The organism is Gracilimonas qinghaiensis, from assembly GCF_046602855.1.
Lineage (GTDB): Bacteria > Bacteroidota > Rhodothermia > Balneolales > Balneolaceae > Gracilimonas.
Genome location: NZ_JBKINJ010000001.1, coordinates 883999 through 902804 on the forward strand (window position 1 = coordinate 883999; position 18806 = coordinate 902804).

At 37.8% G+C, this 18806-nt stretch carries 16 protein-coding genes and 1 tRNA gene; 8 read left to right on the forward strand and 9 right to left on the reverse strand.

Annotation, left to right across the window (positions count from 1 at the left end):
- Positions 1-47: 47 nt before the first annotated feature.
- The 6 genes from ACKGJO_RS03880 to ACKGJO_RS03905 all read right to left on the reverse strand — a co-directional run bounded on the left by ACKGJO_RS03880 (position 48) and on the right by ACKGJO_RS03905 (position 4055).
- Positions 48-1526: a pentapeptide repeat-containing protein gene (locus ACKGJO_RS03880; RefSeq protein WP_411322084.1), complete on the reverse strand. Its 1479-nt coding sequence runs from the start codon at positions 1524-1526 to the stop codon at positions 48-50.
- Positions 1527-1614: 88 nt separating this feature from the next.
- Complete coding sequence (locus tag ACKGJO_RS03885) at positions 1615-2145, reverse strand: peptidylprolyl isomerase (RefSeq protein ID WP_411322085.1); 531 nt, start codon at positions 2143-2145, stop codon at positions 1615-1617.
- A 7-nt stretch (positions 2146-2152) separates the two neighbouring features.
- A complete protein-coding gene (locus tag ACKGJO_RS03890) occupies positions 2153-2725 on the reverse strand; it encodes an acyloxyacyl hydrolase (RefSeq protein ID WP_411322086.1) in 573 nt (190 codons plus the stop codon).
- A 62-nt stretch (positions 2726-2787) separates the two neighbouring features.
- Positions 2788-3114 (reverse strand): hypothetical protein, encoded by a 327-nt coding sequence (locus ACKGJO_RS03895; RefSeq protein WP_411322087.1) that lies wholly within the window; start codon positions 3112-3114, stop codon positions 2788-2790.
- Between the two features lie 5 nt (positions 3115-3119).
- Positions 3120-3353, reverse strand: a complete 234-nt coding sequence (locus tag ACKGJO_RS03900; protein WP_411322088.1) for a cold-shock protein — start codon at positions 3351-3353, stop codon at positions 3120-3122.
- Positions 3354-3470: 117 nt separating this feature from the next.
- Positions 3471-4055 (reverse strand): hypothetical protein, encoded by a 585-nt coding sequence (locus ACKGJO_RS03905; RefSeq protein ID WP_411322089.1) that lies wholly within the window; start codon positions 4053-4055, stop codon positions 3471-3473.
- Positions 4056-4251: 196 nt separating this feature from the next.
- On the opposite strand from ACKGJO_RS03905, the gene ACKGJO_RS03910 reads away from it, so the two are divergent.
- From ACKGJO_RS03910 to ACKGJO_RS03920, 3 genes are all read left to right on the forward strand, one after another.
- Positions 4252-4333, forward strand: a tRNA-Leu gene (locus tag ACKGJO_RS03910).
- Positions 4334-4494: 161 nt separating this feature from the next.
- Positions 4495-6405 (forward strand): acetate--CoA ligase, encoded by a 1911-nt coding sequence (gene acs, locus ACKGJO_RS03915; protein WP_411322090.1) that lies wholly within the window; start codon positions 4495-4497, stop codon positions 6403-6405.
- Between the two features lie 125 nt (positions 6406-6530).
- A complete protein-coding gene (locus tag ACKGJO_RS03920) occupies positions 6531-7127 on the forward strand; it encodes a Tll0287-like domain-containing protein (RefSeq protein ID WP_411322091.1) in 597 nt (198 codons plus the stop codon).
- Between the two features lies 1 nt (position 7128).
- On the opposite strand, the gene galE is transcribed toward ACKGJO_RS03920, so the two are convergent.
- From galE to ACKGJO_RS03935, 3 genes are read right to left on the reverse strand one after another with little or no spacing between them, the layout of a single operon-like run.
- A complete protein-coding gene (gene galE / locus ACKGJO_RS03925; RefSeq protein ID WP_411322092.1) occupies positions 7129-8139 on the reverse strand; it encodes a UDP-glucose 4-epimerase GalE in 1011 nt (336 codons plus the stop codon).
- Positions 8140-8142: 3 nt separating this feature from the next.
- Positions 8143-8493 carry a taurine dioxygenase gene (locus ACKGJO_RS03930; protein WP_411322093.1) on the reverse strand — a complete coding sequence of 117 codons (351 nt, stop codon included), beginning with the start codon at positions 8491-8493 and terminating at the stop codon, positions 8143-8145.
- Between the two features lies 1 nt (position 8494).
- Entirely contained in the window at positions 8495-8869 is a 375-nt protein-coding gene (locus tag ACKGJO_RS03935) for an acyl-CoA thioesterase (RefSeq protein WP_411322094.1), read from the reverse strand.
- A 178-nt stretch (positions 8870-9047) separates the two neighbouring features.
- On the opposite strand from ACKGJO_RS03935, the gene ACKGJO_RS03940 reads away from it, so the two are divergent.
- The 5 genes from ACKGJO_RS03940 to recD are packed head-to-tail and all read left to right on the forward strand — an operon-like array spanning position 9048 to position 18558.
- Positions 9048-9806 (forward strand): ParA family protein, encoded by a 759-nt coding sequence (locus tag ACKGJO_RS03940; RefSeq protein WP_411322095.1) that lies wholly within the window; start codon positions 9048-9050, stop codon positions 9804-9806.
- A gap of 4 nt (positions 9807-9810) precedes the next feature.
- Complete coding sequence (locus ACKGJO_RS03945) at positions 9811-10089, forward strand: hypothetical protein (RefSeq protein ID WP_411322096.1); 279 nt, start codon at positions 9811-9813, stop codon at positions 10087-10089.
- Between the two features lie 50 nt (positions 10090-10139).
- A complete protein-coding gene (locus tag ACKGJO_RS03950; protein WP_411322097.1) occupies positions 10140-13238 on the forward strand; it encodes an exodeoxyribonuclease V subunit gamma in 3099 nt (1032 codons plus the stop codon).
- Positions 13235-16759, forward strand: coding sequence for an exodeoxyribonuclease V subunit beta (recB, locus tag ACKGJO_RS03955; protein WP_411322098.1), 3525 nt, complete (start codon positions 13235-13237; stop codon positions 16757-16759). The genes ACKGJO_RS03950 and recB overlap by 4 nt, the downstream gene beginning before the upstream one ends.
- Positions 16756-18558 (forward strand): exodeoxyribonuclease V subunit alpha, encoded by a 1803-nt coding sequence (gene recD / locus ACKGJO_RS03960; RefSeq protein WP_411322099.1) that lies wholly within the window; start codon positions 16756-16758, stop codon positions 18556-18558. The genes recB and recD overlap by 4 nt, the downstream gene beginning before the upstream one ends.
- Positions 18559-18806: the final 248 nt, after the last annotated feature.

Here is an 18806-nt window from a genome sequence, read left to right on the forward strand (position 1 = left end):
ACAGCTATAATAGGTATTTAGTTTGCAGTCTCTGAAATAATTCAGGTTTACCATTCTATATCCCAATTATTGAATTCATCCTTAAATCTTTTGGGTGCTTTTTGGTTAAACAATCTTATACCGGCTGTAAAGCCGACCCAAAAACGATATTGCCTTCCTTTTCTCTCAGGGGACCAGAAACTATACCAGGTATATTCATTTGCACTGGCAACTCTTGTAACTTGTGCATTGAGTGATGGACCTCCATAGAAAGAAAAACCGTTGGAAAACCTTTTTCCCAGCATGAATTTATATGAATAAATGAGGTTGAGATCTTCTCTCCATTCATTTTCAAAATGATGTAGCACTGAAAATTCCTGATTAACATAAACTGTTTCATTTTCCCACTTTGCAAAAGAATCAGTTACATTTTTTTCTATTCCTACGGCAAGTCCAAATCGGAAAACATTTCTATCTAGTAGGGTATTGTAACCAAATAGGGCAGAATTGTACACTCTGTGTGTCCCCAAGGTCAAGCCAACGTCAGTAAAACCACCGTCTGAAAATCTTACATCTACATTTTTACGACCGTTGCCGTAGTAACTGATAAATCCTATCGGTACTCCCTCAAACTCTTTGGCATAATTAATAAAGCCGATCTGAAGACCTGTTGCTTTTTGAGAGGCATTCAATAATCCGGCAAATTGAAGTCCTGTCATTTCTTGAGCTATATTTGCACCACCAGAAATAGAAGCGCCCTCGAGTTTTCTCGCATAATTCAAACCACCTGAAATAAGTAATCCGCTGGCATTATCTTTTGCAAAGTTAAATGCCCCGGAAACCATTAATCCCTCAATATCAGCCAAGGATGTGTTTCCAATTCCTGATACTTGTAATCCGGAAACGTTGGATCCGGCAAAATTCAAAATACCGGCTACCTGCAATCCTTCAATGCTTTCTTTGGCAACGTTGGTAATACCTGCAAGTTGTATTCCTGACATATCACCGTATGAGGCATTGAAAAGCCCGGTTCCTTGTAATCCTTTAATGTCTTTCTTGGCAATATTTGCGAAACCTGATAATTGTATACCACTCAAATTATCACCTGACACATTAGCGGCTCCAGCCAACTGCATACCTTCGAGTTCACCCGCAGAAAAATTTGTGATACCAGAGAGCTGGATACCGGTCATGTCACTGCCGGAAAAATTCCCAATACCGGCAAGATTTATACCTTCAAGATCTCCTTTTGTAATGTTACCCAAACCTGCCAGCTGAAAGCCCGAAGCATAGTATTTGTTGTAGTTGATCACCCCCCCGACCTCAACCCCATCAAGTCCGCCGTGATAACCGCCAAGAATATTGATAGAGTATCTTGCGGTATAATTCGGAGCTTCAACACCGTTAGTGCTTAAAGGAGGGAAGAGAGTGATTCTCCACTTTCTGTATTCAAGGTCATTACCTTGATCATCTTGAGCAACAGAATGACCTGGGATTAGTGCAAATCCTGTGAGCAATAGTATTAAAGTGAGAATGTATTTAGTCATGATCTGAATTATATTTAGTGAATTCAGTCATCACTACGGATATAACTGTAAAAGGTTATAGATGAAATACCTTAGTGATATATAATTTTCAGACCAGCGGTTCTTTGAGGTCAGGAAACTTATTATCCAAAACCTCATTCCATTTATCGATCTTATCAACACTTGATAATAATTCCTCAGTATCACCTTCAAGGTCTATGGAAACGATCTTATCACCCCGAGCAATTTGATTGACAACGTTCATATCATCTTCTGATACTACCTCACCGAAAACTGCATGTTTACCATCCAGCCATGGGGTTTCCACGTGAGTTATAAAAAACTGACTTCCGTTTGTGTTAGGTCCAGCATTGGCCATTGAAAGTTTTCCGGGTTTGTCATGGATCAGATCTTCATGAAATTCGTCTTCAAATCGATAACCGGGTCCGCCACGGCCGTCTCCATTTGGGCATCCACCCTGAATCATAAAATTATTAATCACGCGATGAAAATATAGTTCATCATAGAATCCACGTGAAGCCAGGTTAACAAAATTAGCCACTGTTTTTGGAGCTTTATCAGGAAACAATTCAATGTGTATTGGTCCCTTAGATGTGTTTAAAGTGCTTGTAATATTCATAAAAGAATTAGTGTACAGATAAAGTTAAAAATAAAAAGTTTGAATCAAGTCCCGGGTTTTGGGTGCCAGTCTGTGCATTAGAAATATGATGAAATTTATAACCCAATGAAATATCAGAAAATGAGTTGAGTTTAAAAATATTTCCGATGATTATATCAAAGGTGAAATTGAGTCTTTGAGCTTTATCAGTGGGGAAATAATCATCCATATAGATGATGCCACCGTTGGTTTGTGTAAAAGGTGATAACCATTTGGATTTGTAATTTTTTATCATGAAACCAACAGGAGAAATTCCAAAACCACTGTTAACGGTTCTTCGATCGTTGGCATCCCGTTTAGGATAATCAAAATGGAGATAAGGTATAAATCCTGCAGTGTACCACAATGAAATACCCTTGTTAAGATCTTTGAGATGTTTTTGAAAACCAAATCTAAGAATCTGAGTTTGAGAGTTTCGTGTCTTGCCTAAGAATTGCATGGATTGAGCTGAATACCCTCCCCAAACAGTATATCTGATTTCGTAGGCTTCAATATCCATTCTATCCTGAGCAAATAGCTCTGAATGAATAAATAAAAACATACAGCCAATAATTATAAATAGAAGTGTAGAACTATGAGTGTCAGAAAATCTCAAAGTATATATCAGGATTTAGATTTTTTGGTATTCAAAAAACTTATAACTGATACACCCCATATCAAGATCCAGGCACCACCTAAATATAAATTTTCAACATAAAATAGGATCGCAACTGTTAAACCATAAACAAGGTGATAGAACAGGGGAGGAGCCGATGTTTTATTGGCCTTACTGTTAAGTGTGGGCATTACAAAGGTAAGTAACTTGCTAATTAACAATAAGACTGTATAAACCCAAAGAACGATGTTCAGGACATCATTGGGATAAAAAGCATATAGTGCGATAATTAGAAGAACAACTACATCGAGATAGGCGTCTTTAAGCCATTTCATTAATATTATTCTACCTGATCTTGTATTGGATTAAGAGATACTACTTCTTTGGCATGAAGACCTTTATCGCCCTCGTCCAAATGGAATTCAACTTCTTCACCTCGCCTCAGCTTTTTAAATCCATCTGCCTGAATTTCAGAGTAATGAACAAAGGCGTCTTCACCTGTATCAGTACTTATAAATCCATAACCTTTGGTATTGTGAAACCACTTAACCGTACCCTTTTGCTTGTCTGACATAAACCCAAAAATTAATTAATGTTAACTAAGTGAATAACTAACAAATGTTACCCATAACTAAGGCTAAAATAATTTTTGAGAACAATACAATCAACAGTAACCTGTAATTAGTTACTATTATCGAATTCTGAGTTCCTCAATCCATATCGTCATTCCGTCAGAATTCTTGGTCGATGTCAGTTCTGTTTGGGATCTAAGAATCATTTCATCCTCAGTTTCCATATCTACAATAAGTCCTTTAACATATATTATATGACCGTCTCTAAGTGTTTTTATTTTTTCACCTATATCGGACGTTGATGGAATAAGATGCCATAGATCGCTTTCTGCGTAAATAGTGTTTAGTGGAAGTGGAGGGCGTGTCAGATCCAGCTTAAATGAGCGGTCTTTTAAAGAGTAGAAGATGTACTCAAGATTTCTTTCGTCAGAAAGTTGATTCCATCCCACCATAGCATCGGCAGGAGCATATTTAGTGATACTGTCAAAGAAATATCGTTTCCGTTTTATGATCAATACTTCGCCTTCAATCACTTTTTTAGGAGTTACCTTGGTTCCTTTAAAAGTAAATGGCTCTTGCCAGGTCAACCTTTCTATATCGGGTGCATTTTTCACCATGACTCCCGGTCCGCGGTCGACAGGGAATGTCGAGTAGACAATATAACTGGCAGCTACAAATACACAGAAAACTAAATACTTTACCATAACTTTCACCTTATTTATTTTCTTACAAGAGAGCCGTTGACCGTTTACGTTACAGATTTATTATGATCTTATAATGTTTGGCAGTTACAATGTTCCCGATTTCTAATGATCAAGTATTTAATTTTCAGTGAATTATTTGTGTAAATACACATTGTTATTTACAGATAGGAAACCGTATCTTTTAAGCCTTCCAAAAGCCAAAGTGGCGGAATTGGTAGACGCGCGCGACTCAAAATCGCGTTCCTTCGGGAGTGTGGGTTCGAGTCCCACCTTTGGTACTAAGGCCTTGCAGGTTTCTGTGAGGCTTTTTTTATTTCTTATCTATGGCACATTAAAAACTGCAAAGTTTTATAGAAAGTAGCGAGTTATTTGTAGCATCAGGTTCATTTATTTTTATTTTAAGTGGAAATATTAATAAAACCACAATTAAATAGGTGTTATGAGTAATTACCACATAAAAAGTTTAGAGGAGTATTTTAAGGTTTATCGCCACTCAATCAGAGAGCCTGAGATATTTTGGTCTGAGATTGCTGAAGAGCATTTTACCTGGCGTAAAGGTTGGGACAATGTGTTAGAATGGGATTTTGGTAAACCTGAAATAAAGTGGTTTGAAGGTTCTAAACTCAATATTACTGAAAATTGTATCGACCGGCACCTGCTTGCCAAAGGAGATAGAACAGCTATACTGTTTGAACCGAACGATCCGGATGATGAAGCTGAACATATCAGTTACTCTGAATTGCATAAAAGAGTTAATAAATTTGCCAATGTATTAAAAGATCAGGGCGTTGGCAAAGGAGACAGGGTATGCATCTATCTGCCCATGATTCCTGAATTAGCAGTATCAATGCTGGCTTGTGCAAGAATTGGGGCGATACATTCCGTTGTTTTTGCCGGGTTTTCTTCAAAAGCACTGTCTACGCGTATTAAGGATTGTGATGCAAAGATTGTGATTACATCAGATGGATCTTACAGGGGACAAAAGACCATTGATCTAAAGGGAATCGTTGATAAAGCTATGAAAGAATGTCCCGATGTAGAATCTGTCCTGGTAGCCAAACGTATCAAATCTGATATTCGCATGGAAAAAGGACGCGATAAGTGGTTACAGCCATTATTAGATGAGGCTTCAGATGAATGTGAGATCGAGGTCATGGATGCAGAAGATCCATTATTTATCCTCTATACCTCCGGTTCAACGGGGAAGCCTAAGGGTATGGTTCACACATCGGCAGGGTATATGGTCTATACAGCTTATACTTTCAAAAATGTATTTCAGTACCAAAATGATGATGTTTATTGGTGTACTGCAGATATTGGCTGGATCACCGGACACAGTTACATTGTTTATGGTCCTTTGTTGAACGGTGCAACCTCTGTTATGTTTGAAGGAGTTCCAAACTACCCGGATTTTAGCCGGTTTTGGGAAGTTGTTGAAAAACATAAAGTGAATCAATTTTATACTGCACCAACGGCCATCCGTGCATTAGCCAAGGAAAACTTATCCTATCTTGAAAAACACGATCTATCATCACTTAAAGTATTAGGTACAGTTGGTGAACCGATCAATGAAGAAGCTTGGCACTGGTATAATGACAATGTAGGTAATAAAAACAGTCCCATTGTTGATACATGGTGGCAGACAGAAACCGGAGGTATCATGATATCTCCAATTCCTTATGTGACACCGACCATTCCGACCTTTGCAACTTTACCACTGCCAGGTGTAAAACCGACTTTAATGGATGAAAATGGCAATGAGATCAAAGGAAATCAGGTAGAGGGTCGATTATGTATCAAGCATCCTTGGCCGGGTATTGCCAGAACTATCTGGGGCAACCATGAAAGGTTCAAAAGCACCTATTTCTCAGCTTATGAGAATATGTACTTTACGGGCGATGGCGCCAGACGAGATGCAACAGGGTACTACAGAATTACCGGTAGAGTAGATGATGTGGTTATAGTATCAGGTCACAACCTTGGTACTGCACCAATTGAAGATTCAATCAATGAACATCCTGCAGTGGCTGAATCTGCTATCGTTGGCTTTCCACACGAGCTAAAAGGGAATGCCTTATATGGTTTCATTACACTTAAAGAAACCGGAGAGTCCAGAGTTCAGGATAACCTGAGAAAAGAGATCAATCAAATACTGTCTGAACATATTGGCCCGATCGCTAAGCTTGATAAGATCCAGTTCTGTGAAGCCCTCCCAAAAACGCGTTCAGGTAAGATCATGCGTCGCATTCTTCGTAAGATCGCTTCCAACAAAACTGATCAACTTGGGGATGTTTCGACACTACAGGATCCCGAGGTTGTGGAAAAGATCATCGAGGGCAGAATTGTATAATAAAGGGAACTTAAATAATAAGTCTTAAAACCTCCGGAGTTAATGATTCTGGAGGTATACTTATTATGACATGTTGCTAATATAAAATGAACATTGTTTATTTAAATTTTAAAACACAAATATATATGAAGCCTTACTCTTTTTTACTAATTGCCTTGTTATTTACAGTTGGAGCCTGTGGTGAAAAAAGCGATAAATCTGAACCGGAAATAACTCTAAATGAGAATGAAAGAAAAGAGTACCGTAAAAAAGGCGGAGAGTTGGCAAGTGCTACACAAAAGGTGCTGGGATCAAATTTGATGAATGCAATTAAGGAAGGCGGACCTGTCAATGCACTGGAGTTTTGTAAGATTCAGGCTAGTCCTCTGACTGACAGTATGGCAACTGAATTGCAAGCTCATATCAAAAGGGTCACTGATCAACCAAGAAACCCCAATAATACAGCCAATCAAAGGCAGTTGGAATACATAAATTCTGCTAAAATGAAATTAAACTCAGGTGAAGAAGTCAAACCTGAAGTCAATGTTATTGATGGAAAGATCACCGGGTATTACCCCATAGTCACTAACCAGCTGTGCATGCAATGTCATGGCAGCAAAAGCGGTCAGATTAACGATAAGACCTTAGCAAAGATCAAAGAGCTATATCCTGAAGATCAGGCTACAGGTTATGACACAGGTGAGTTACGCGGGATCTGGGTAGTGGAAATGGAAAAACCTTGATCTATTTGTAGCCATTTGGGTTATTTGATTGCCATCGCCAGGTATCTTCACACATTTGTCTGATATCACGCTCGGCCTTCCAATCCAGATCCTTTTCGGCTTTAGATGGATCGGCATAGCACTCTGCAATGTCGCCCGATCGCCGATCAGTGATGACATATGGTACTTCCTTTCCGGAAGCCTTTTCAAATGCTTTAATCATATCCAATACACTGGTTCCTTTTCCGGTTCCCAGGTTGTGGACAATAAGTCCGGGATTCGTTTCAAGTTTTTCAAGAGCTTTTAAATGCCCGATGGAAAGATCCACAACGTGTATATAATCTCTAACCCCTGTACCGTCTGGTGTAGGATAGTTACCACCAAATACAGACAGTTTTTTAAGTTTTCCCACTGCAACTTGTGAGATATAAGGCATAAGGTTATTGGGAATATCATTTGGATCTTCTCCGATGAGACCGCTTACGTGGGCACCAACCGGATTAAAGTATCTTAGTAATGATATATTCCATGCCGGATCTGCAATGTGGAGATCTTTGAGTATGTACTCTATAAACAGTTTGGTTCGGCCGTATGGATTAGTGGCAGAGAGGGGAAAGTCTTCAGTTATCGGAACGGTTTCAGCATCTCCATAGACTGTAGCTGAGGATGAAAAGACCAGATTTTTAACATTATGCTCTTGCATGACTTCACAAAGTATGAGAGTACTGCTGATGTTATTGTTGTAATATACTAACGGCTTTTCGACAGATTCTCCGACTGCTTTAAAACCTGCAAAGTGAATAACCGAATCAATTTGATGATCTTCAAAAATCTTTCTAACACCATCTTTATTTAGTAAGTCTTCTTCGTAGAAAACCACTTTTTCTCCAGTGAGGTTCTCTACTCGCTTAATGGCCTCATATCGACTATTTGAAAGGTTGTCTATTACAATGACTTTGTGACCGGATTCTAAGAGTTTCAGAACCGTGTGACTTCCAATATAACCTGCACCACCTGTTACAAATACGTTCATATTTTATTTGATTTGCAGTTTTAATTCTTCAACTACCTTATTGCAAATTCTATTTATTTTTTTTGCAGACATTTCGAGTTCTTCATCCGGTTTCTCGTCCCATAATAAAGTTTTAGCGTATTCATACTCATCTATAATTTGATCTAAACCAAGTAATTGAGCAACTGGTTTTATCTTATGACCAGCTTTTCTAAAATTGGTTTCATCTCGAGCCAACAGGTATTTTCTGTAATTACTGCTAAACTCAGTAAACGAATCAACGGCAGCTTCTGAAAACTCGCTTATGTATTTTTCTTCCCCGTATAGCATTTCTGATAAACTACTAAAGTCTATCAAGGTGGTTTTGTCAGTCAATTTATTCTTCGTTTACAGGTTCTTTGATATTGTGAGGAGTGGGTTTGCCAAATTCATCAAGATGAACGAATACAATCTTCTCAATAGTAATAATATGTTCCTTAGTGAATTTATTGCGCACCAAACATTTAACAGTTATTGAGGTGCGGCCAAATTTAACTGTTTCCATGCCTATCTCTATCACTTCTCCCAGTTTAGCTGAGTGAACAAAGTTGATTTCAGACATATATTTGGTGACGATATTGCCTTTACCAAGTTGACAAAGGACGTAGATAGCAGCTTCTTCATCTATCCAAGAGATGACTGTACCGCCAAATAGAGTGCCATGGGCATTTAAATCCTCAGGTTTAATTAATTTTCTACTGAAAAATCTCATATTATCTTTGTTGATTATTAGTACCTTAAAGATAAGGTATAATGATTTAATCAAATAATTTGATTTAACAGTGTTAGAATTAATATGTTCTATTAGAATATCAATAGAAGTTATTTTATTGTAACAAAGCGATTTAATTTTACTCTCTATGTAAAAGAAATATCATGGCTAATAAATTATGAAGACAATAGCACTGACAAACCAAAAGGGTGGTGTTGGTAAAACAACTACAACGATCAATCTGGGAGCGGGTTTAGCTAAACTCGGAAAAAAAATATTACTTATAGATCTTGATCCTCAGGCGAATTTGACTTATTCACTGAGAACTCATTCCCATCGCTTGGATAAAACCATCTACCATGCGCTTAAGGGAGTTGCAACTGTTAAGGATATCTTAGTGGAGCACAATGGGTTTGACTTCTTACCCTCGTCTCTGGAATTATCAGGTGCTGAATTGGAACTGGCTAGTGAACCCGCAAGAGAAGGTTTGCTGAAAAACGTGATCAAGGATATCGAACATAATTACGACTACGATTACGTTTTAATTGATTGCCCTCCAAACCTTGGATTACTTACACTAAATGCCTTTACTGCTGTTGAAGACATTTTCATTGTTCTGCAGTCAGAATATTTAGCACTTCATGGACTTTCAAAGCTGTTAGATCTTGTAAAGATTGTTCAACAAAGATTGAATAACCAACTTGAAGTAGGTGGTATTATCTGTACAATGTATGATAGCCGTAAGAATTTGAACAAAGAAGTAGTAGGGCATATTAAAGACTATTTTGGTCCAAAGGTTTTTAAGACTATTATTAGAGATAATGTAGCATTGGCAGAGGCTCCAAGTCATCATAAAACAATTTTTGAGTATGATGGCAACAGTGCGGGCGCCGAAGATTATTTTGCACTGGCAAAAGAAGTTAAAAACGGACACTAAACCGATGAGTAAGAAGAAAAGCCTTGGGCATAACCCACTGTCGTATAGTACGAGGGCACATGCTTCATTTGATTTCATTGCTCCTTCCTACAAAGAGGAGGAGGATAAGGCGGAGTCTGCTCAAGAAGAAAAGAAAGTCAATAAGGTAACTGCCAGTTATTACTTAGAAGAACCTGTTGTAGATAAAGTCAGAAATTTGGCTGACCAAAAGGAAACTTCTTACTCAGCTCTCGTAAATAATATCTTAAAACATTCTCTTCGTGATATCACCTCTGATTCATAAATCAGTTTTTTAGCTTTTCTTTTAATTAATAAGTCCATATTTAATGGACTATGTTTTATAAATATCATTCACCTTCGTTAACAGACTTGGCTAAAATGATGTCTGAAGTTGATCAATCAGACTCATCGAATCCCCTGCAACCATTATGGGTCGTTGTTCAGAATAACGAAATTAGGGAATGGCTGTCGCTGCAACTGTCAAAAGAAAGCGGTATAGCGGGTAATTTCCATTTTATATTTCCATCTGAATTTATTTGGGCTTTGTACAGGCTTAAAAATGATGATATTCCAAAATCGCTGCCATCTGACCTAAATGCGATGCAATGGGCTTTATTTGAATTGTTTGGTGCAGAGTCGAGTTTGATATCTAGTATTCCCTCAGTTAATGAATCTGATTTCACGATATCAAAGAGGTTTCAACTGGCAGGTCAGATCGCTGATATCTTTGATCAGTATCAAGTTTACCGGCCAGATATGTTGGAAAGCTGGATTCAAGGTAAGCCTATAACAAATCATGCCGATGAGATTTGGCAATTAAAGTTATGGAAGCTGCTAAACAAACATTGGAAAAGAAATGATGTAAATAACTTAATTCCAAGCAGGGCAGATGCTTACAATAATATAAAGAGTTGGTTAAATGAAGGAGATCAAAATTTGATCGAAAGCCTGCCTGAACAAATATTTATATTCGGGCTGTCTCATTTAAATCGACCTTTTATTGAAGTATCGACAGGCTTGTCCAGGCACCGTGATGTACACTTTTTTAACCGCGAAATTAAATTAAAAAATGCTGGCTTTAATGATACAGAGCTGATCGGGAGTTGGCTTACTCCAAATAAAAAACAACGGGATTATCTAAATGGTATACTGGGTGATCAAGAGATTCAGTACAGGTCTTTTTATGCCGATCAAGATGATTCAGAACTGCCCAACATTGACTTGCATTCTTGTCACAACACTCGAAGGGAAGTAGAGGTGCTTAAAGATCAAATACTTAGATTTTTAGATAAACATACAGATGTGCAGCCAGCTGATATGCTCATCATGGTTCCCGATCCGGCTCAATATGCATCTCTAATTGAAACAATTTTCAATGATTCAGTAAGTGGAAATGAAACTTCTCTTCCTGTAACAAAGCTTTCTCGGTTACAAACACAGATCTATGAACACGCCCTTGTAAAGATCTTAAATGTGTTGAATTCATCATTTAAGCCTAGTTCTGTAGTCGATGTTCTAGTTTTGAATCCCGTAAAAGAACGTTTTGACTTCAGTGATGATGATGTAGATTTACTAGAAGAATGGATAAATGCGAACAGTATATACCGGGGAGTTGGTGACTCATTTAATTCTCCATTTAGTTGGCAAAAAGGCTTAAACCAGTTGTTTGCAGGTTTTACAATGGCTCCGGATTTCCTTGAAGTATACAGAGGTCTTGTGCCAACTGTGGGTTCGACGTCCAGTGATGAACTTAAATTGGCTGCAAAGTTCTCTAAGTTTATACATCTGTTATTGGATTGCGTATTTGAGGTCGAGAAAAATAAAACACCTCTTGAATGGCTTAATTTGGCGCAATTTTTGGTTGAAGCCTTGCTAGTGGTACCTGATAGCACTGATAAAGGAATGGGGTTGCTACGGACAATCAAAAAATTAAATGATCAGCTTGCGTATACAACATCTGATGAAGAGGTTCCATATAACCTGATAAAAAACTGGCTTAAGAATCAGCTAAACACAACTAGATCAGCTTCAGGGAGGTTTGGGCAGGGTGTTACAGTCAGTACTTATGTTCCCTATAGGTCTGTTCCGTTTAAATTTATTGCTGTATTAGGTTTGAATGAAGACCTCTTCCCAAGAAGATCGATACGGCCTGAATTTGATCTTATATATAAAGAACCACGAACGGGTGACAGAATTCAAAGTGACGATGATACCTATTTGTTTCTGGAAACGTTGGCTGCAGCAGAGCAACACCTGCACTTAAGTTACATTGGGCAGGACCAGCGAACGGAATCTGATAGGCTGCCTTCAATGCTGGTTCAGCAACTAAAGGAGGCATTACCTGAAGAAAGCCTGAATACAATCAAACACAAACTGCAGGCCTTTAGCATGAAATATTTTACAGATCAAAAGGAGCCAAATGGTGTACATCGTTCATACTCTAAAAAACATCGGCGACTAGTTGAGAATTTGATTGCAGGTAAAAACCTGATCCCTGAATTTTTAGATGATTATTCACCACCAAATTTAGTTAAGTCTGTCAATTTGATATCGGTCAATGATATGATATCATTTTATACTGATCCGAGTAAACATTTGCTTGCCAACTATATAGGTATATCAGAAAGACTATTTCAAAATGAAGTGCAGGACCGTGAATTATTTAAATTGGGTGGTTTGAACCGATATCGAGTTGATGCGTTATTGTATGATTCCTTACAGATCCACAGTAATGTTGGGCCGGTGAAGATGCTAAATTATTTACAAGCATCCGGAATGATTCCCGATAAGTTGCAGGGTGAAAAGAATTTTGAACAAGAGTATAGTAATACTAAAAATCTAATTAAAGAGATACGAAAGTTGACATCTGGCTTTGATAAGGAAGTTGAGGTCAGTATTGAAAGCGGTGGCGTTGAGATCCATGGAAATATCAATGGGATCTATGAGAATTCACTTGTAGTTCACCGTATTGGAAAGCGCAGAGCCGTTCATGAAGTTAAATTATGGATCATTCATAATATCCTGTTGGCCAGTGATTACCCGATCGTAAACAGTTACTATATATCAGTCGACAATAAGGAAAACAAGGTGGAGACCTTAATGTTAGACTCAGAATCTATAGATAAATCAATATTTTCAGACTTACTTAAGTGGTATACGTCAGGTAAAAAAACAACGGACAAACTAAATTTCTTTCCTGAAAGCAGTAAAGAATTTGTCACACAACTTATGAAAGGTAATTCTGAAGAATATGCTCTAGGTAAATCTCATAAAAAATATTTAGGTGGCTATAATTCCTCATATGCTGAGGGGCGTCAATACTACAATAAATTGATATGGAAGGGCAAAAATCCAACAGAAAATCAGGCTTTTAAAGTTAACGCGAAAAGATTTTGGGAGCCATTTTTCAAGGCAGTTGAGGCTTCCAAATGATCGATTTAACTCCTTTAAATGTATTTGAAGCTCCTCTAGAGGGTATAAGTCTTGTTGAGGCAAGTGCAGGTACCGGAAAAACATATAACATCACATCATTATATGTTAGAGCTATCCTCGAGAAAAACCTTGAACCTTCTCAGATACTTGTGATGACCTTTACTGAGGCGGCTACTGCAGAGTTGAAAGCAAGGCTGCGTTCCAGATTAAAAGAATCACTTGATGCTATTCAAGGTAATCGGAATGATGATGATAAATTCCTGAAAGAGTTGATAGAACAGAATTTTTCCAATGCTGAAATGAGGTTAAAGGCAGCATTAAATGCATTCGATGAGGCCTCTGTATTCACAATTCATGGATTTTGTAATAAGCTATTAACAGAATACGGTGTACAGTTTGATGTACCTCCGAACTACGAATTACTCGCAGATCCAACAGAATTACTTCAGGAGTGCGTGGACGACTATTGGCGGAGTTTCCTTAAGGACTCCGATTCAGACCATTTTAAATGGCAAATACTGGATTACTTGACTGATATTGGATTTGGTCCGGATAACCTTAAAGAGGTAGTGAAGCAAGTGATGGATCACTCTTGTGCAAAAATAGTACCTGAACTGGATCTTAGGAAGCTAAAACGTATACTGGAAGATCTTGAAGCCGTTTATGTTAAAATACAGGAACTCTGGCCTGAAGAAAAAAAGATCCTGCAAAAACAGTATAACAGTGAGCATTTAAAGAAGAATATTTATACAGATGCTACTCATGATAGAGATTGGGAGTTACTCATTGATTGGTTAGGCAATGAGAACTCAAAAATAACTGCATCTGAACGATTAGAAAAGTTTGGTACTAAGATCTACAGATCTTTAAAGAAATCTGCTCCTGAATTTCCAGTCTTGGATATCTGCGTACTTATTGACGAGTATCTCGTTAAAGTTGATGCTTTAAAAGCACTCAAACCTGTTTTCGTAAAAGAATCGATAGATGACATAAGATCCCGTTTCGCCAAGGCAAAGCAATCACTGCAGTTGCTAAGTTATGACGATATGCTGGTTGAGGTAAAGAAGGGTCTTGAGACTCAATCATCATTAGACCTGCGAAATCGCCTGGCGCAAAAATATCCGATCGCACTAGTTGATGAATTCCAGGATACTGACCAGATACAGTATGGTATACTGAAATCTATATATTATGAAAACCCTGATAAGGGGTTATTCATGATCGGAGATCCAAAGCAGGCTATATATAGTTTTCGAGGAGCTGATGTTTATACCTACCTGCAGGCAAAAGATGATGTATCAAAAGGGCAGGCATATGGTTTATCTGAAAATTATCGGTCAAATGAAGAAATGATCGAGGGTGTTAACAGCCTGTTTAAAGACGGTCAAAACTCTTTTATTGTCGATGATATAAAGTTTCAGCCAGCTCAGTTCCCTGATAATACGACTGATGATAATTATTTGTATTATAGTGAAGGTGAAAGAGTTAATCCACTGCAGTTCATTATATTAAATGAAGAGAAATATTCGAATAAAGATGAAATAAATCAGGTCATATTCGGAAGGATCAGCAAAGAAATATTGAATTTGTTATCAGGGGCGTTCCAGATCGTTGATGGGAAAAATGGCAAAGTCCAGGTTCAGGAAAAGCATATAGCTATTTTAGTAAGAACGGGTAAAGAAGGAGAGGCGATACAAAGTGCACTTAGAGAGAACGACATTAAAAGCGTTTTAAGGTCTAATGCCAGTGTCTTTGAAACCGAAGAAGCTGAGGAGCTTTTCAGGGTTTTGAGTGCAGTACAAAAGCTGAGTTTTGAACCCGGTGTCAAAAGTGCATTGGCTACAACTCTTTTGGGTTTTACAGCCGATGACCTGTTAGAAATGGATCAAAATGAATCATTGTGGGCTGAGCAAATAGAAAAATTTTCAGAGGTTAGGGAGGTATGGCATAAAAGTGGGATAGAGGCAGCTTTTAATAAGATGATCGACCTGTTTCATGTATTTGACCGTTTATCGCTACAAAAATCGGCCGAGAGACGAATATCCAACCTGTTGCATATCTCAGAATTACTATCTAAAACGTCACGGGAGAATCGCTATACACCAAGATCGCTGATGAGATACTATTTTCAAAAGGTAAATAATTCCGGAGAAAACAAAGCAACTGATGAAGAAGAACTTCGTCTTGAAAGTGATGACGAACTTATCCAGATCACAACTATGCACTCCTCAAAAGGATTACAATTCCCAATTGTATTTTGTCCGTTTTTATGGAGCTCCAAAGCAAAACCCAAAAGTAATGATGTTCTTAAATTTCACTATGAGGGTAATATTCATATTGATGTGAGTCAGGATTTTGAACACAAGTATAAACAGGATTACCTAAGTCTAACAGAAATTCAAAACAAAGCTGAGGATGTGCGATTGTCCTATGTATCACTAACCAGAGCTATATCTGCCTGTTACGTCTTCCTTCCACACTACAATAAAATAAATGATTCATCTATCTCTTACATTCTCAATGGCAAACAAGATGAGAGTGTTACTGACTTTGAGTCTATCCGGCATTTTCTTGAAAATCTGGATCATATAGCCGTAAGACAGCCGGTTAATGTGTTAAAAGAGAAATCCGAAGATGGTGATAAAGTCCTAAAATTAATGCCCGCAGCTGAATTTTCAAGAGTGGACATATTTCGCTTTCCACGAATGCTCAGTTACTCTACCATTGCCGGAGATCATAATGATGAGGAATCAGCTAGGGACTATGACAGTCAAATTATAGTACCGGAAACTAAACCAAAAGAGGATGATGATGTCAAAGATCGTTTTAGTTTTCCAAAAGGGGCGAATGCCGGTTCTTTTCTACACAAAATATTTGAAGATCTGACATTCCATCGATCTGATGATGAAATTGATGATGTAATTCTGGATAATCTGGATCAATTTGGATTTAAAGAAGAATGGTTTCTTACAGTAAAGGAATGGGTAAGTGAATCATTGAAACATTCACTGGGAACTCCTCAAGCCTCATTATCACTGATATCTGATGATAATCTCCTGAAGGAAATGGAGTTTTATTTTCCAGTTAATGAAATTGAAACTGAAAATATCTGGAATATCATACGGCCCGATTTTGCACAACAATTATCTGGTGAATCATATTTTGGTTTCATGAAGGGCTATATTGACCTGATCTTTAAGTGGAATGGGAAATATTACATCCTCGATTACAAATCTAATTTTTTAGGCTATACAGCTTCTGACTATGGCTTATCTGCTTTAGAAACTGCGATACAGGATGCAGGGTATGATCTTCAGTATCACATTTATACATTGGCTTTGCATCGGTATCTAAAAATGAGATCAAAGAAATATAACTATAAAGAACATTTCGGAGGCGTTCTATACTATTTCCTCAGGGGCATAAATAAGGAGCAGCCCGGTTCCGGTGTGTTTTTTCAGAAACCAGGCGAAGCTGTGATCCGAACGATGGATAAGTTATTCAAGGGAGGCGCGCCATGAGCACTTGGAAAACTTTGCAGAACTGGAAACATGAAGGCCTTATAACTGATGTTGAACTTGAATATGCCAGATTTTTACGGCAGTTGGATCCCGCTGCAAATGATGAGATACTATTGGCAGGAACCGCGTGCATTTTTGCACAAAAAAATGGACATATATGTATCGATCTGAATAAACCTACAAATGAGCCACTCTTTGATGAGGATAAGACAGGAATTAGGCTTGATACAGCTACTTTTGAAAAATGGTTAAACTCTCTTGGGACCAGTGAACTGGTGAGTAAAGATGGATCCTTACAACCTTTGGTAATGGAAGAAGGGCGTCTGTATTTACATAAATTTTGGAAATTTGAAGAGGAACTTACAGCATGGATCAGAAACAGAGCAAAGATCACCAATGAGATCACTGAAAATGAAAAAAAGGTCATAGCTGAATTTATAAAACCGAAAAAAGAACAGTTCGTAAGTAATTGGCAGGAAGTGGCTCTTTGCCTGAGTTTCATAAAAAACCTGATTGTCATATCCGGAGGCCCCGGTACCGGAAAAACCCATACTGTTTTAAATATCATTACTGCTCAGTTATTGTCAAATCAGAATAAGAATTATAATATTGCTTTGACGGCACCGACCGGTAAAGCAGCCCGCAGGCTCATAGATTCCATTGAAGAAGGGAAAGAAAGTCTACCGAATCATTTAAAAGAAGAGATAGTACTGCCTGAAAGTGCAATGACTGTCCACAAGCTATTAGGAGCCAGTTATAGGAGTAATACATTCCAATATGATAATGAAAATCATTTACCCCATGATATTGTCGTTGTTGATGAAGCCTCCATGCTGGATATTAATATGTGGGTTCGATTAGTGCGAGCAATCGGTCCCAATACAAAACTGGTGGTATTAGGTGATAAAGATCAGCTTGCTTCCGTTGAAGCAGGTTCCATTCTTGGTGATATCTGTGCCGGCGAAAATTCTTATTCCAATGAGGTAGCAACACAGATCTCTGATTTAACAGGTACTGCACCATTAACTGCTGCACCAAATACTCCGGCAATAAATGATTGTGTCGTCTTTTTGACAAAAAGTTATCGATTCAGTGATGATAGTGGGATCAAAAAACTTGCAGATGCCATAAACGACCAAAATAGTGAAGCGGTTCTGAACCTCTTACAAAACGAGGATCATCCGGATCTAAAGTGGATTGAACCAAAAACCAATACGCTGGAAAAAATTATCTCGAAGTATGGTTTAAATCACTTTGAGGAGTATTCAGCAAATGATGAGAAAAGAATGGAGGCTTCAAATTCACGAAAGATCTTATGTGCAATCAGGAAGACGAAATATGGGGTAGAATCAATAAATCAGTTAGTCGAAATAGGAATTAAAAGAAAAAATAGTTTAATTATATCAAATGATTGGTATGATGGAAGGTTAGTAATGGCAACGAAGAATGATGCCGCACTTCGAATAAGAAACGGAGAAATGGGGATTTTCAACATAAAGGAAGATAAGATACAGTTTGAAGGTGAGCATAATTTCTCGATATCTCCATCGAGGTTAGCTGATTATGAAAGTGCCTATGCAATTACTATTCATAAAAGTCAGGGTTCTGAATTCGAAGATGTGGCCATTATGCTTCCTGAGAGCTATTCTGACGTTCTTTCAAAAGAAATTCTTTATACAGCTGTAACAAGAGCTCGAAAAAATACTCTTGTATTTGGAAGTAAGGATGTAATACAAAAAACAGTAGAACGTTCGGTAAACAGACAGAGTGGGGTAAAAGGTAAGATTTGGAGCAGTTGAAACGTCTTTTATAAATCTCGGAACTTTTTAAAAAACAAAAGCTACAATGCATTACACATTGTAGCTTGATATTATACCCCAAAAAGCCAACGTATCAGGGGGAAACAGTTGATAGCTGTTTCCCCTCATTGCTTTCTCTAATATGTGCAAGTCTATACTAAATACCACTTAGATATTTTTAATCGGGATTAAAGAATTCTTATTGTTTTATACCGGTTAAAGAATACCGTAAATAAAAAAGCCCGTCC

Excerpts from the sequence above, each read along its gene's own strand:
- ACKGJO_RS03880 (WP_411322084.1), bottom strand. The coding sequence starts at position 1,526 with ATGACTAAATACATTCTCACTTTAATACTATTGCTCACAGGATTTGCA.
- ACKGJO_RS03885 (WP_411322085.1), bottom strand. The coding sequence starts at position 2,145 with ATGAATATTACAAGCACTTTAAACACATCTAAGGGACCAATACACATT.
- ACKGJO_RS03890 (WP_411322086.1), bottom strand. The coding sequence starts at position 2,725 with ATGTTTTTATTTATTCATTCAGAGCTATTTGCTCAGGATAGAATGGAT.
- ACKGJO_RS03895 (WP_411322087.1), bottom strand. The coding sequence starts at position 3,114 with ATGAAATGGCTTAAAGACGCCTATCTCGATGTAGTTGTTCTTCTAATT.
- ACKGJO_RS03900 (WP_411322088.1), bottom strand. The coding sequence starts at position 3,353 with ATGTCAGACAAGCAAAAGGGTACGGTTAAGTGGTTTCACAATACCAAA.
- ACKGJO_RS03905 (WP_411322089.1), bottom strand. The coding sequence starts at position 4,055 with ATGGTAAAGTATTTAGTTTTCTGTGTATTTGTAGCTGCCAGTTATATT.
- acs (WP_411322090.1), top strand. The coding sequence starts at position 4,495 with ATGAGTAATTACCACATAAAAAGTTTAGAGGAGTATTTTAAGGTTTAT.
- ACKGJO_RS03920 (WP_411322091.1), top strand. The coding sequence starts at position 6,531 with ATGAAGCCTTACTCTTTTTTACTAATTGCCTTGTTATTTACAGTTGGA.
- galE (WP_411322092.1), bottom strand. The coding sequence starts at position 8,139 with ATGAACGTATTTGTAACAGGTGGTGCAGGTTATATTGGAAGTCACACG.
- ACKGJO_RS03935 (WP_411322094.1), bottom strand. The coding sequence starts at position 8,869 with ATGAGATTTTTCAGTAGAAAATTAATTAAACCTGAGGATTTAAATGCC.
- ACKGJO_RS03940 (WP_411322095.1), top strand. The coding sequence starts at position 9,048 with ATGAAGACAATAGCACTGACAAACCAAAAGGGTGGTGTTGGTAAAACA.
- ACKGJO_RS03945 (WP_411322096.1), top strand. The coding sequence starts at position 9,811 with ATGAGTAAGAAGAAAAGCCTTGGGCATAACCCACTGTCGTATAGTACG.
- ACKGJO_RS03950 (WP_411322097.1), top strand. The coding sequence starts at position 10,140 with ATGTTTTATAAATATCATTCACCTTCGTTAACAGACTTGGCTAAAATG.
- recB (WP_411322098.1), top strand. The coding sequence starts at position 13,235 with ATGATCGATTTAACTCCTTTAAATGTATTTGAAGCTCCTCTAGAGGGT.
- recD (WP_411322099.1), top strand. The coding sequence starts at position 16,756 with ATGAGCACTTGGAAAACTTTGCAGAACTGGAAACATGAAGGCCTTATA.